The sequence below is a fragment of the Aeromonas rivipollensis genome, assembly GCF_037811135.1.
GTDB lineage: Bacteria > Pseudomonadota > Gammaproteobacteria > Enterobacterales > Aeromonadaceae > Aeromonas > Aeromonas rivipollensis.
On sequence record NZ_CP149130.1, the window covers coordinates 3,303,720 to 3,316,504 of the forward strand.

The 12,785-nt window shown below is 63.1% G+C and carries 11 protein-coding genes; 3 read left to right on the forward strand and 8 right to left on the reverse strand.

Annotated elements, in window-relative coordinates:
- Window positions 1-234 precede the first annotated feature (234 nt).
- Complete coding sequence (locus WIR04_RS14935; protein ID WP_338887920.1) at window positions 235-1,794, forward strand: ABC-F family ATP-binding cassette domain-containing protein; 1,560 nt, start codon at window positions 235-237, stop codon at window positions 1,792-1,794.
- 10 nt (window positions 1,795-1,804) lie between these two features.
- A complete protein-coding gene (locus WIR04_RS14940; protein ID WP_338887922.1) occupies window positions 1,805-2,944 on the forward strand; it encodes an MFS transporter in 1,140 nt (379 codons plus the stop codon).
- 70 nt (window positions 2,945-3,014) lie between these two features.
- Here WIR04_RS14940 and WIR04_RS14945 read toward each other — a convergent pair whose 3' ends face one another.
- Window positions 3,015-4,379 carry an MDR family MFS transporter gene (locus tag WIR04_RS14945; RefSeq protein WP_338887924.1) on the reverse strand — a complete coding sequence of 455 codons (1,365 nt, stop codon included), beginning with the start codon at window positions 4,377-4,379 and terminating at the stop codon, window positions 3,015-3,017.
- Window positions 4,380-4,549: 170 nt separating this feature from the next.
- Between WIR04_RS14945 and WIR04_RS14950 the strand changes: the two genes are divergently transcribed.
- On the forward strand, window positions 4,550-5,146 hold the full coding sequence (locus WIR04_RS14950) for a beta-phosphoglucomutase family hydrolase (protein ID WP_338887926.1): 597 nt from the start codon (window positions 4,550-4,552) through the stop codon (window positions 5,144-5,146).
- A 247-nt stretch (window positions 5,147-5,393) separates the two neighbouring features.
- Here the strand turns inward: WIR04_RS14950 and WIR04_RS14955 are convergent, their stop codons facing one another.
- The 7 genes from WIR04_RS14955 to trpS all read right to left on the reverse strand — a co-directional run bounded on the left by WIR04_RS14955 (window position 5,394) and on the right by trpS (window position 12,777).
- On the reverse strand, window positions 5,394-6,191 hold the full coding sequence (locus WIR04_RS14955; protein WP_025326164.1) for a DUF1338 domain-containing protein: 798 nt from the start codon (window positions 6,189-6,191) through the stop codon (window positions 5,394-5,396).
- 190 nt (window positions 6,192-6,381) lie between these two features.
- On the reverse strand, window positions 6,382-7,851 hold the full coding sequence (gene astD / locus WIR04_RS14960) for a succinylglutamate-semialdehyde dehydrogenase (protein WP_338887929.1): 1,470 nt from the start codon (window positions 7,849-7,851) through the stop codon (window positions 6,382-6,384).
- A 65-nt stretch (window positions 7,852-7,916) separates the two neighbouring features.
- Window positions 7,917-8,936, reverse strand: a complete 1,020-nt coding sequence (astA, locus tag WIR04_RS14965) for an arginine N-succinyltransferase (protein ID WP_025326162.1) — start codon at window positions 8,934-8,936, stop codon at window positions 7,917-7,919.
- 75 nt (window positions 8,937-9,011) lie between these two features.
- Complete coding sequence (locus WIR04_RS14970; RefSeq protein WP_025326161.1) at window positions 9,012-10,229, reverse strand: aspartate aminotransferase family protein; 1,218 nt, start codon at window positions 10,227-10,229, stop codon at window positions 9,012-9,014.
- 278 nt (window positions 10,230-10,507) lie between these two features.
- Window positions 10,508-11,089, reverse strand: a complete 582-nt coding sequence (locus WIR04_RS14975) for an aminodeoxychorismate synthase component II (RefSeq protein ID WP_025326160.1) — start codon at window positions 11,087-11,089, stop codon at window positions 10,508-10,510.
- Window positions 11,090-11,433: 344 nt separating this feature from the next.
- On the reverse strand, window positions 11,434-11,649 hold the full coding sequence (locus WIR04_RS14980; RefSeq protein ID WP_338887933.1) for a hypothetical protein: 216 nt from the start codon (window positions 11,647-11,649) through the stop codon (window positions 11,434-11,436).
- Between the two features lie 123 nt (window positions 11,650-11,772).
- The gene (trpS, locus tag WIR04_RS14985; RefSeq protein ID WP_025326158.1) at window positions 11,773-12,777 is read right to left on the reverse strand and encodes a tryptophan--tRNA ligase; all 1,005 of its coding nucleotides are present in this window, start codon (window positions 12,775-12,777) and stop codon (window positions 11,773-11,775) included.
- Between the last annotated feature and the right edge of the window lie 8 nt (window positions 12,778-12,785).

Below are 12,785 nucleotides of genomic sequence, written 5' to 3' on the forward strand. Positions count from 1 at the left end.
CTAACACGATGAAGTGTTGCCCGGAGCCACATCTCTTCTGAATCTTCATCAGATAGCGCTTGCGCCCTCCATAGAGGGAGGCGACCCCGCATCTGATGAGAACAGGAGAAAGGCCGGCGAGATGCTTCATCGCCGGCCTTTTTGTTTCTGATCTTCAGGACAAAGTTTCAATATTGCGTGAAACGGGGGCCGGTACGCCAAGTACCGCCCCCGTTTCTTTATGGATATAGCACCATGAGTCTGCTCAGCATTCACCATCTGACCTGTCACCTCGGTGACAAGACACTGTACCAGGACGCCAGCTTCACCCTGCTTCCCCGCGAACATATCTGCATCACGGGCAGGAACGGCGTCGGCAAAAGCACCCTGCTCAAGCTGCTCCAGGGGGAGCGCCAGCCTGACGCCGGGGATATCCTCTGGCAGCCCGGTCTTGACCGGGGTTACCTCGACCAGCATGCCGAGCTGGACGGGCAACTGACGATACGGGCATATCTGCAAACGGCCTTTGCCCCCCTCTATCGGGCCGAGGCGGAGATGATGACCATCTATGCCAGCCCGGCGCGCTGTGCCCAGCCCCATCAGCTGGCCCTGGCCGCCAGCCTCCAGACCACCTTGGAGAGCCAGTCGTTTTACCAGATAGAGAGCCGGATCGACGAGGTAGCCGCCGGCCTTGGCCTCACCCAGCTTGGCATGCAGACCCGGCTGGCCAATCTGAGCGGCGGCCAGCGCCACAAGGTGATGCTGGCCGGCTTGCTGCTGCGCTCGCCGGATCTGCTGCTGCTCGATGAGCCGACCAACTACCTGGACAGCACCCACGTGGCCTGGTTGGCAAGCTACCTGGACGGCTTCGCGGGCGCCTTCCTGGTGGTCTCCCACGACAGGGATTTCGTCAACCACATCGCCACCGGCATCTGCGATATCGATCGCCTGCAGCTTCGCAAATACCAGGGCAACCTCGACAAGGCCATGGCCCAGAAGGCCGCGAATGATGCCGCTCACGCCCGGCAATACCAGGCGCAGCAGAGGCAGATCGACAAGCTGGAGCTGTTCATCGCCAAGAACGGCGCCGGGGTCAACGCCAGCATCGCCAACGGCCGCAAGAAGCAGCTGGCGCGCATCGAGCGCCTGTCCAACCCGGAGCGGGACAAGGGGGTCTCCCTCGCGTTTCGCAGCGTCGGGGGCGGCGGCCAGCAGGTGCTCGCCGCCTCTGAACTGGTCATCGGCCATGATCGCGCGCTGCTGGCGCCCCTGACCCTGACCCTGAGCCGGGGGGAGAAGGTGGTGATCGCCGGTTTCAACGGCGTCGGCAAGTCCACCCTGCTCAAGACACTGGCGGGCGATCTGGCCCCCCTGCGCGGTCGGCTCAGCCTCTCCCCCGGGGTCAAGGCGGGCTACTTCGAACAGGCGCTGCACTGGCCCCATCCGGATGCCACCCCACTGGCCCTGGTGAAAGCCGCCTGCCCCGCCCTCGATGACAAGGGCGCCAGGCTGCATCTGGCCCGGGTCGGCATCAGGGGCAAGCTGGCACTGCAACCGATCGCCGCCCTGAGTGGCGGGGAGCAGACCAAGGTGAAGCTGTGCCGACTGGCCCTGCAACCCAGCAACCTGCTGATCCTGGACGAGCCGACCACCCATCTGGATGCCGCCGTCAAGGCGGCCCTGCAACAGGCGTTGCAGGACTATGCCGGGACTGTGGTGGTGGTCTGCCACGAGCAGGCCTTCGTGGCAGACTGGCCGGATCGGGTGCTGGACATTCACTCCCTCGCGGCCACCGGCTCGGTATCACATCCTTAAGGTGAACATCATGTTATTGAAAGTATTGCTCTTTTTAATTGCATTTCTGGTAGGTGCCGATGAGCTGATGCTGGGCCCCCTGCTGACCCCCATAGGCCGGGAGCTGGGGGTGCAGCCCGAGCGGGTCACGCTGTTTATCACCGCCTACAGCCTGGCGCTGGCGCTGATCGCCCCCCTGCTCGGCAGCCTCTCGGATCGCCTCGGCAGGGTGAGGATCATGCTGCCCGCCGCCTTGCTGTTCGGGGCCGCCTCCATCGCTACCGGCCTGGTCGATAGCTTCGAGTGGGGGCTGGCAAGCCGGGTGCTCACCGGTCTCGCCAGTGCCGGCATGCTGCCCATCGCCTTTGCCCTGGCGGCAGACGGCACGGGGAAAGATGCCATGAAGCGCATTGCCTGGGTGCAGTCCGGCCTGACGCTGGGCATGATAGCGAGCCCGGCCCTGGGGGCGCTGCTCGCTCAGTGGCACTCCTGGCGCGCCGCCTTTATCCTCCTCGGCCTCTGTGCCTGGGGGGTGGCGGCGGCCCTGGCCCTGCTGCCCGCCGGCAGTCCTTCGGCAGACAGATCGGCGGCGCAGCAGGAGGAGAAGGGCGTCCGTCTGCTGGCCATACCGGGTGCGGTCGGCGCCCTGCTGGCCATGTGCCTGGGCCTGGGCGGCGGCATTGGCCTCTTCAACCTGGTCGGCCAGCACCTGCGCGACACCCAGGACCTGTCGATGGGGTCTGTGGGGCTCCTCTATGGGGCCCTCGGCATCATCAGCGTCATCGGCAACCTGCTGATGCCCCGCTTGTCTGGCCGGGTCGAGAGCGGGCGCGTCCTGATGCGCCTGGCCCTGGTGGTCTGCGTGCCTGCCAGCGTCGGCTTCTATCTCTCTCCCGCCTCACTGCCTGCCCTGCTGCTGCCGCTCGGGCTGTGGGCGCTGGCGGGCGGCATAGGATCCCCCGCCCTGCAGGGCCACATTGCCGGGCTCTCGTCAGCCCACAGGGGCATGCTGATGTCGCTGGCGATGACCATGATGCACCTCGGGGTGGCGCTCTGGTCCGCCGTCGCCGGGTTTGCCTACAGTGCGGGGCCTGTGGCCCTGGCGCTGCTGGCCATGGCGCTCTTTGGCGGGGCTATTGCCGCCCTGCGCCCCATCCGCCTCGGGGCCTGATGGGCAGATCCGCACTAGTACACGCAACAAGGGCTCCCTCGGGAGCCCTTTTTTGTGTCAAGGAAGCGTATCAGGCCGGGATGCTGGCCAGCTCGTGGCGCTTCAACGCCAGCAGCGTGACCAGCAGGGCGGCGCTGGCGATCAGCGCCATGCCCACATAGGTGGCGCTGAAACCCGGGGCCAGCTCGGCGGGGCTCAGGCTGGCCAGGTTGTGGCTGGTCCCGGCCGGCAGGGCCCCGTGGAACAGCACGGCGCAGATAGCCACCCCGACCGCGCCCCCCAGCTCACGGCCGAAGTTGAACAGGGACATGCCGATGCCGCGATCTTCCCGCGGCAAGGCGTTTTGCACCACCACCGAGAGCGCCGGCAGCACCAGCCCGAGCCCCAGACCGGCGAAGCCCAGCCCCAGATTGGCAAAGAGATCGACGTGAATCTGCCACAGAGCCAGCGCCGCCAGGGCAAAGCCCGCCACCACAAAGCGCTTGTAGTAACCGGTGCGACCTATGAGCTTGCCGCCGACGAAGGCCCCCGCCGTGATGCAGACCATGAAGATCACCATGTAGAGGCCGCTCTCGCTGGCCCCCATCCCCTTCTGCCACTGCATCTGAAGGGGCAGGTAGACCAGCACGGCAAACATCAGCAGTTGCGAGGCCAGCGCCAGCAGCACGCTCACCAGATAACCGGGCAAGCGGGCCAGATGGGCGGGCAGTATGGGATCCTGGGCGCGTCGCTCCACCAGGATGAGCAGCAGCAGGGACAGGGCCAGCCCCGCCGCCAGCCAGATGGCGGACAGCGTGGTTTCCGGCGAGAGCAGTAGCAGGGAGAGGGTAGTGACAGTGATGAGCAGCCCCGCCCCCTGCCAGTCGAAGCGGCTGCGGCGGCGCAGGTTGAGGTGACCCAGGTTGCGGTTCACCAGCCAGAGCGCCAGGGCACCGAGGGGCAGGTTGATCCAGAAGATCCAGCGCCAGCTCAGCTGTTCGGTGAAGTAGCCGCCGAGCAGGGGCCCGGCGATGCTGGAGACCGCATAGACGGCCGAGATATACCCCTGATACTTGCCCACCTCGCGCGGGGGAATACAGTCGGCGATAACGGTGAAGGCCAGCGCGATCAGGCCGCCGCCCCCCAGCCCTTGCAGCACGCGGGCTGCCAGCAGGGTCGGCAGATCCTGGGCCAGGGCGCAGGCCACCGACCCCGCCAGAAACAGGCCTATGCCGATGTTGAGCATCCGCACCCGGCCGAACATGTCGCTCAGCTTGCCGTAGATGGGCAGGGCCGCGGTGGCCGCCAGCAGGTAGGCGGTGACCACCCAGGTGAGGGCGGCGCCGGCGTTCAGCTCGGCGCCTATGATGGGCAAGGGGGTGGTGACTATGCTCTTCTCCAGTGAGCCCAGGGCGATCACCAGAGCCACGCTTGAGAAGACGGTTTTTGGGGACATAGAGAGGCTCGCTACTGTGAGATGCCGGCACCCGAGGCGCAGAGCGCATTAGTGTCTCATAAATCAGCAGCCCATGGTCACACCCGCTGCCTCCCCGACCATGACGGCGGTCGCGGCATAGGGGGAGCGGATCTGGTAGTGTGCTCTTTTGGCCGAGGAGGAAGTACCCCATGTCCGAGCAGTTCCAGTTTGAGCAATACGACGCCCTGATCTTCGATATGGACGGCACCCTGGTGGACTCCATGCCCCTGCATCTGGATGCCTGGGAGGCAACCAGCGCCGAGTTCGGTCTGCCGTTTGATCGGGCACGGCTCAATGAATACGGCGGCATACCCACCCGCAAGATAGTCGCCATCCTGGCCGAGCAGCATGGGCTGGAGATCGATGTGGATGCCTTCACCCGACGCAAGGTGGCGCTCTATCTGGAGCATATCGACCGGGTTCGCGTCTTTGCGCCCATGTGGGAGCTGGTCAAGCGCTGCCACGGCAAGGTGCCCATGGGCATAGGCACGGGCTCATCGCGGGATCATGCGCAGCGCATTTTGAAAAATACCGGCCTGGATGCCTATATCTCTGTGCTGGTCAGCGCCGACGACATCGACAACCACAAGCCCCACCCGGACACCTTCCTGAAAGTGGCCGAGCTGCTCGGCGCCAACCCCGCCAACTGCCTGGTGTTTGAAGATACCCGGATAGGTATTCAGGCGGGCCGCGCCGCCGGGATGGCCACCTTGCTGGCCACCGAAGGGGCGCTGCAGCGGGTGTGACAGGCACGCCTCCCGGCCCACCCAGAGGGGGGAGGCATCGGTCGGCGCAGCCCCCTTCTCTCCCCTGCCATCCACCGACAGGGGGTCGGTCGGGCCTCGATCTGGATACCGCGCAGCGGCTTGGGTGGGAGCATGCCAGCGACAAAGGGCGGTTTCGGGGGGCAAGGACGGCGCAGAGGCACCAGAATCCGGCACAGAACGCCATAAAAAAACGCCCCATCTGGGGCGTTTCTACCAACCACCGCCATTACATGGCGTTGGTGGATTCGAAGATCTTGTCGGCGGACGCTTCGACAAAGCCCGGGTAGAGCACGCCGTCCGGCTGCGGGTAGCGCCGGGCAAACTCGTAGAAGCAGCTCGGGATGGCGCGCACGCCGTCGCTGAAGGCAACCTCGGCCTTGTCCGCCATGGTGGAGGACTGCTCCAGCATCACCTGCGGGTCCCCTTTCACCTCGCCGCCGACGGTATTGAGCACGAAACCCGCCGCCTTCAGGGCAGAGTTGACCTCTTCTATGGTCTCAAAATCGCTCAGGCGGTTGATATTGACCGTGAAGTGGTTGGCACGATAACCCCAGGCAGCCATCCAGGCTGCGTACTCGCTCTCCGCCAGCAGGGTCTGGTAATCGCTCCAGGAGACCTGCCAGGGCGCCCCTGTGTAGAGGAAGGCCGGGGTATCGGTCAGGTGATCGGGCACCTGATCCACCAGCTTGTGGATAATGGCCTGGGCGCCTGCGGAGAGCTCTTCCACCTTCAGCTCGCTGATGAACACCTTGGGGGCGTCCGGGTCTGAGTGCTCGAAGTGCTTGGCATAGAGCTTCTTGGCCTTGAATACGTACTCGCCCTTCTCCTCGTACCCCAGGGCACGGAAGTGTGCCGCCAGTTTCTCCAGCCCCAGCTTGGGCAGGTTGTAGGTCCGAAACGCCACGTGATCGTTGATGATGGGGGCGCCGCCCCCCAGCAGTTGGTGAACCTTGTGGGCGCTGGGGGTGACTTGAATGTAGTTGTCCCACAGATGGCCAAACAGGGTCTCGATATCCTTTTGCATCTCTCTTTCCTTTGATTGCGGGTACAGACAAGGGCACCTGTTCAGTGCCCCTCTTTTATTTTCTTGTTATCAGAAGGTCAGACCGGGAGACAGCTGATCCGGCATGCTCGCCTTGCTGTCTTCGACGGAGGCAACCGGGCAATGGGTACAGTAGTCGGCCAGCACCTACCTGTTCATATCTGCCTCTTTCCTAGAACCTCAGGCCAGGCGACAGCTGATCCGGCATGGCGGCTTTGCTGTCTTCCACCGAGGCAACCGGGTACGCACAGTAGTCGGCGGCGTAGTAGGCGCTCGCCCTGTGGTTGCCGGAGGCACCTATGCCACCGAAGGGGGCGGCACTGGAGGCGCCCGTGATGGGCTTGTTCCAGTTGACGATGCCGGCACGAATCCGCTTGAAGAAGTGCTGCCAGTCCGCCTCGCTGTCACCCAGCAGGCCGGCCGAGAGGCCGAAGCTGGTGGCGTTGCCCTGGTCGATGGCAGCATCGAAGTCGTCGTAACGGATGAGCTGCAGCAGCGGGCCGAAGTACTCTTCGTCAGGCAGCGCTGCAACAGCGGTCACATCGATGATGCCCGGGGAGACAAAGCCGGTGCCCGCCTCCAGATGCTTGAGAGCGAGCAGGCTCTCACCCCCCAGTTGCTGCAGCTTGGCCTGCGCCTCGACCATGCCCAGCGCCGCCTTCTCGCTTATCATGGCGCCCATAAAGGGTTGTTCGGCAGCGTCATAGAGGCCGACCCTGATCTGGCCGACCACCTCCACCAGCCGTTTCACCAGGGCATCCCCCTTGGCGCCGCGCTCCACGAACAGGCGGCGGGAGCAGGTGCAGCGCTGACCCGAGGTGATGAAGGCGGACTGCACTATGGCATGGACGGCACCGTCGATGTCGCTCACGTCCTTGACGATCAGCGGGTTGTTGCCCCCCATCTCCAGGGCCAGGATCTTGCCCGGCTGACCGGCAAACTGCTGATGCAGGAAGTGGCCGGTGCGTGACGAGCCGGTGAAGAAGAGGCCGTCGATGTCCTGATTGCCGGCCAGCGCCTTGCCGGTCTCCACCTCGCCCTGCACCAGGTTGAGCACCCCCTTGGGCAGCCCCGCCTCCTGCCAGATCTTCAGCATGGCCTCGGCCACCATGGGGGTGAGCTCGGAGGGCTTGAACACCACTGCGTTACCCGCGATAAGCGCAGGCACTATGTGACCGTTGGGCAGGTGGCCCGGGAAGTTGTAGGGGCCGAACACGGCCACCACGCCATGGGGCTTGTGGCGCACGAACGCCTTGGCACCGGGCATGGTGTTCTCGACCGTGCCGGTGCGCTCGTCATGGGCGCGGATGGAGATGGCGATCTTGCCCTGCATGGCAGCCACTTCGGTGCGGGTCTCCCACAGCGGCTTGCCGGTTTCCCGGGCGATGGTCAGGGCCAGCGCCTCCTTGTGCTCGCCGAGCAGATCGGCGTAGCGGCGCACTATGACCAGACGATCCTCGAGGGCCAGATCGGACCAATGGTAGAAGGCCGCGCGGGCCGCCTTGACGGCGGCATCCACCTGGGCTGCGCTCGCCGCCTCCCCCTGCCAGATCACTTCGTTCCTGGCCGGATCTTTTGACTCGAACGGCTTGCCTTCACCGGCCAGCCACTGGCCATCGATAAACTGGACTAAAGACATCATCAATTCACTCCCTGTGGTGCGCAGGCCGCCTCGGCAGCCTGCTTCAATGCGGTGATATGGACCCGTTATTCCAGATCGACGACCCGAACCATGTCGCCACTCTCCACCTTGAGGGCGGCCGCCATCTTGGGCGGAATGATGGCTTCGTGCTTGTCCAGATCGACCCGGATGTTGCCGTAGCAGGCGCGGTATTGCTCGAACCTGGCGTTGCAGACGAGGTAGGTGTGACCGCCGATGGGCTCACCCACCAGCACCGCCAGCTTCTGGCTACGGCGCACGCTGCGGATGTGCTTCACGTCGCACTCGACGGTGGGGCCGGCATCGAAGATGTCGACATAGCCGCGGTTCACGAAGCCCTCGTCCTGCAGCATCTTGATGGCCGGGCGGGTCTTCTCGTGGGTCTGGCCGATGACGGCGCGCGCCTCGTTGCTCAGCAGATTGACGTAAATCGGGTACTTGGGCATCAGCTCGGCGATGAAGCGCTTCTTGCCGATGCCGGTGAGGTAATCGACGGTGGGAAAGTCCATCGAGAAGAAATGCTTTTGCAGCCACTCGTAGAAGGGGCTGTGACCATTCTCATCGGAGACGCCGCGCATCTCGGCGAAGACGGTCTTGTCAAACAGCTCGGGGTGCTCGGCCATGAACAGAAAGCGGTGCTTGGAGAGCAGACGGCCATTGAGCCCCTCGCGGGCACATTCGCGCAGAAACAGGGTGCAGAGCTCGGAATTGCCGGTGTAGTCGTTGGAGAGGGTGAGCGTCTCCACCACGTTGTAGATGCCGAGCTTGGGGGAAGAGTGCACCACCTTGCCGATGTGGTAGTTGTAAAACGGCTGGGACAGGCCCACGGCCGCGTCTATGGCGCAGGTACCGACCATCTCGCCGGTCTCCAGGTCTTCGGCCACGAAGAAGTAGAGGCAGTCGCCCTTGCCGGCGGGCTTGTCCAGGAAGGTCTGGGTCGAGGCATCGATCTTGCGTTGCAGCAGTTCATCGTTGACCGGCAACGAAGTCATGCCGGTGCCGGATTCGATGGCACAGGTCTTGAGGCCGGCGAAGTCGCGCTGCTCGATAGGACGGATAACCAACATAAATGACAACTCCCTTTCATTGACGACAGGTGGGGTCCCGGCTCCTGCCGGGAGGGCTCCCCACCTCAATTTGGATCAGGCGTTGACCACCTGAGCAACCGCTTTCTCGAACCGGGCCAACCCTTCCTTGATGTCCGCTTCCGGGATCACCAGGGAGGGGGCGAAGCGCACCACGTTGGTGCCTGCCACCAGCGCCATCAACCCCTGGTCGATGGAGGCCAGCAGGAAGTCGCGGGAGCGCCCCTTGAAGTCATCGTTGAGCACGGCGCCGAGCAGCAGGCCCTGACCACGCACTTCGCTGAAGCAGTGGTACTTGGCGTTGATGGCAGCGAGACCGTCGCGGAACAGCTGCTCGCGCTGCTTGATACCGCTCAGCACTTGTGGGGTGTTGACCACGTCCAGCACGGCTTCGGCCACGGCGCACGCCAGCGGGTTGCCGCCGTAAGTGGAGCCGTGAGTGCCCACTTTCAGGTGGGAAGCGATCTCGGTGGTGGTCAGCATGGCGCCGATGGGGAAGCCGCCGCCCAGCGCCTTGGCGCTGGTGAGGATGTCCGGCGTGACGCCAAGGCCCATATAGGCGAACAGCTCGCCGGTACGACCGACCCCGGATTGCACCTCGTCATAGATCAGCAGGGCGTTGTGCTTGTCGCACAGCTCGCGCACCCCTTTGGCAAACTCGTCGGTGGGGCTGATGATGCCACCCTCACCTTGCAGAGGCTCCATCACCACGGCGCAGGTATTGTCGGAGATGACGGAGGCCAGCTCGGCCAGATCGTTGTAGGTCACGTGGGTGATGTCGGCGGGCTTGGGACCGAAACCATCGGAGTAGGCCGCCTGGCCGCCGACGCTCACGGTGAAGAAGGTGCGGCCGTGGAAGCCCTGGTGGAAGGCGATGATCTGGGTCTTGTGGGCACCGAACTTGTCGATGGCGTAACGACGGGCCAGCTTGAGGGCGGCTTCGTTCGCTTCGGCGCCGGAGTTGCAGAAATAGACCTTCTCGGCAAAGGTGGCGGCGACCAGCTTCTTGGCCAGGCGCAGGGCCGGCTCGTTGGTCATCACGTTGGAGAGGTGCCACAGCTTCTCGCCCTGGGTTTTCAGGGCTTCGACCAGCTTGGGATGACAATGGCCCAGACCATTGACCGCGATCCCGCCCGCGAAGTCGACATACTCGCGGCCTTCCTGATCCCAGACACGTGATCCCTCGCCGCGTACCGGAATGATCTTGGCCGGCGCATAGTTGGGAACCATCACTTCATCAAACACTTCACGTGTCACTGCCAACAACTCTGACATATTGCTCTCCTGCTATATCGCGGCAGAATAATCCACCGCCCAAAAGTTAAATCCGTGTAAACGTGGCGGAATTATCACAGAAAAAAAGTAAAAAGTCTGTAACTTAACCGCCAATGAGGAACAATGTTCGATTGCCCGTGAGATTTTAGGCAACCGCATTGCATAACGGCTCAGGGGGTGTTGGCAAGAGATAATTTGGGCAGGAAGCAGGGTGAATAAAGTGTCAGGGAAAATTTTTTTGGCCTCATTTCGATTATGAGATGAGGATCACGATTTTTTCAGGAAACGGCCAAAAAGTTGGCCAGCAACTGGTGCCCCTGCTCACTCAAAATGCTTTCCGGGTGGAACTGAACGCCCTCCAGTGCCAGTGTTTTATGCCGCAGCCCCATGATCTCGTCCATGGAGCCATCGGCGTGTTCGCTCCAGGCGGTAACCTCGAAGCAATCGGGCAGGGTTTCCCGTTCCACGATGAGCGAATGGTAGCGGGTAACCCGCAGCGGATCCTTGAGCCCCTTGAACACCCCCTCCCCACGATGGCGGATGAGGGAGGTCTTGCCGTGCATCACCTGGCGGGCACGGACCACCCGGGCCCCGAACGCCTGGGCCAGGGACTGGTGGCCGAGGCAGACGCCGAGGATGGGGATCTCGCCGGCAAAACGGGAGATGGCAGCCAGAGAGATGCCCGCCTCGTTCGGCGTACAGGGACCGGGGGAGATCACCAGATGACTGGGGGCAAGCCTGGCTATCTCGTCCAGGCTGAGCTCATCGTTGCGCTTGACCACCACCTCTTGCCCCAGGGCGCCAAAATATTGCACCAGGTTCCAGGTAAAGGAGTCGTAGTTGTCGATGAGTAGCAGCATGAGAGAGCCCTGGGAATGGAACAGAGACGGTGATCGGACTGCGTATGCCAGCCGTCCACGGACAAACGCCGCGCATTCTGGCATGTCTGCCCCCGTTAATAAACCGCTGAGGGGCTATGCGCTGGTATGGATGGCGGCCTCAATTCTGCAAGACCCACTCTCTGCCATCTCGATGGCATTTCCCCATGCAACCCATGCCCTTTAGCAGGGAAGCGAACGAGAGCAGGCAGAAGACGCCGGATAGCCCATGACTGGGCAGGGGAACAGACGAAGCAAGGCGCAAGGGCCGAAAGCGGGGTGTGAAATGGCGGCCCATCGGCAGATGGGCAGAACCCGGGAGCGCTTCAGCGATCCAGATAACGCCCCTGCTCCAGCTCGCGCTCGCGCTGGCATTCGGCCAGATAGATGGCGGCGGCGATGGCCGGAGTCTTGTGGTGCTTGTCGATGGCATTGGAGACCATCAGCTGCAGGGTGTTGAGGTTCTTGGCCTTGCGGAACTTGCGCAGCCAGTGGCCCTTGTCACTCAGTTCTTCAATCATTGCATTTGATTCGACAGACATGCTTTCTCTTGGGGCAAGCGCCCGCGTTTGACATTGGAAGAGGAGATGACGAACCAGGGGTCGGGTAAAACAAAGAAAGCCAGGCAAATACCCAGCTCTCTACAACTACACCTTCCCAGTATGTCAGGCTCGAGGAACGAAGCCGACAACATCATATACGCTGATCAGGGTTTTTTCAGCCCTTTCCCGCGCCTTTTGTGCGCCAGCCGCCAAAATTGCCTGCAGATGAGTCTCATCCTGACGCAACTCGCGGAAGCGGGCCTGGATGGGTTCCAGCAGGGCGACCACGGCATCGGCCGTCTCGCTCTTGAGGTGGCCATACATCTTGCCCTCGAAGTGCTGCTCGAGCTCGGGGATGGAGCGACCTGTCACACCGGACATCAGGGTCAGCAGGTTGGAGACCCCCGGCTTGTTCTCGGGATCGAAGCGCACCACGGCCGGCTCGTCGGAGTCGGTCATCGCCCGCTTGATCTTCTTGACGATCTGCTTGGGATCTTCCAGCAGGCCGATGAAGTTCGCCTCGTTGTCGTCGGACTTGGACATCTTCTTGGTGGGATCCTGCAGGCTCATCACCCGGGCTCCGTCGGTCGGGATGAAGGGCTCAGGCAGGGTGAACACCTCGCCGTAGAGGTTGTTGAACCGGGTGCAGATGTCGCGGGTCAGCTCCAGATGCTGCTTCTGGTCGTTGCCGACCGGCACCTGATTGGCCTGATAGAGCAGGATGTCCGCCGCCATCAGCACCGGATAGCCGAACAGGCCGACGTTGACGTTGTTCTCGAAACGGGCGGACTTGTCCTTGAACTGGGTCATGCGCGACAGCTCGCCCATCTGGGTGTAGCAGTTCAGGATCCAGCCCAGCTCGGCGTGCTGGGGCACATGGGACTGGATGAAGACGGTGCTCTTGGCCGGATCGATGCCGACCGCCAGATAGAGGGCGGCGGCATCCAGGCACGCCTTGCGCAGAGCGGCAGGCTCCTGGCGGGTGGTGATGGCGTGCAGATCGACGATGCAGTAGAGGCAGTCGAAGTCATCCTGCATGTTGACCCACTGACGCAAGGCGCCCATGTAGTTGCCTATGGTCAGCTGGCCCGAGGGTTGGGCCCCGCTCAATACGATTGGTTTAGCCATGAATGTGT

Bases quoted from the DNA above. Each gene is read 5' to 3' on its own strand.
- WIR04_RS14935 (WP_338887920.1), top strand. From the start codon at position 235: ATGAGTCTGCTCAGCATTCACCATCTGACCTGTCACCTCGGTGACAAG.
- WIR04_RS14940 (WP_338887922.1), top strand. From the start codon at position 1,805: ATGTTATTGAAAGTATTGCTCTTTTTAATTGCATTTCTGGTAGGTGCC.
- WIR04_RS14945 (WP_338887924.1), bottom strand. From the start codon at position 4,379: ATGTCCCCAAAAACCGTCTTCTCAAGCGTGGCTCTGGTGATCGCCCTG.
- WIR04_RS14950 (WP_338887926.1), top strand. From the start codon at position 4,550: ATGTCCGAGCAGTTCCAGTTTGAGCAATACGACGCCCTGATCTTCGAT.
- WIR04_RS14955 (WP_025326164.1), bottom strand. From the start codon at position 6,191: ATGCAAAAGGATATCGAGACCCTGTTTGGCCATCTGTGGGACAACTAC.
- astD (WP_338887929.1), bottom strand. From the start codon at position 7,851: ATGATGTCTTTAGTCCAGTTTATCGATGGCCAGTGGCTGGCCGGTGAA.
- astA (WP_025326162.1), bottom strand. From the start codon at position 8,936: ATGTTGGTTATCCGTCCTATCGAGCAGCGCGACTTCGCCGGCCTCAAG.
- WIR04_RS14970 (WP_025326161.1), bottom strand. From the start codon at position 10,229: ATGTCAGAGTTGTTGGCAGTGACACGTGAAGTGTTTGATGAAGTGATG.
- WIR04_RS14975 (WP_025326160.1), bottom strand. From the start codon at position 11,089: ATGCTGCTACTCATCGACAACTACGACTCCTTTACCTGGAACCTGGTG.
- WIR04_RS14980 (WP_338887933.1), bottom strand. From the start codon at position 11,649: ATGTCTGTCGAATCAAATGCAATGATTGAAGAACTGAGTGACAAGGGC.
- trpS (WP_025326158.1), bottom strand. From the start codon at position 12,777: ATGGCTAAACCAATCGTATTGAGCGGGGCCCAACCCTCGGGCCAGCTG.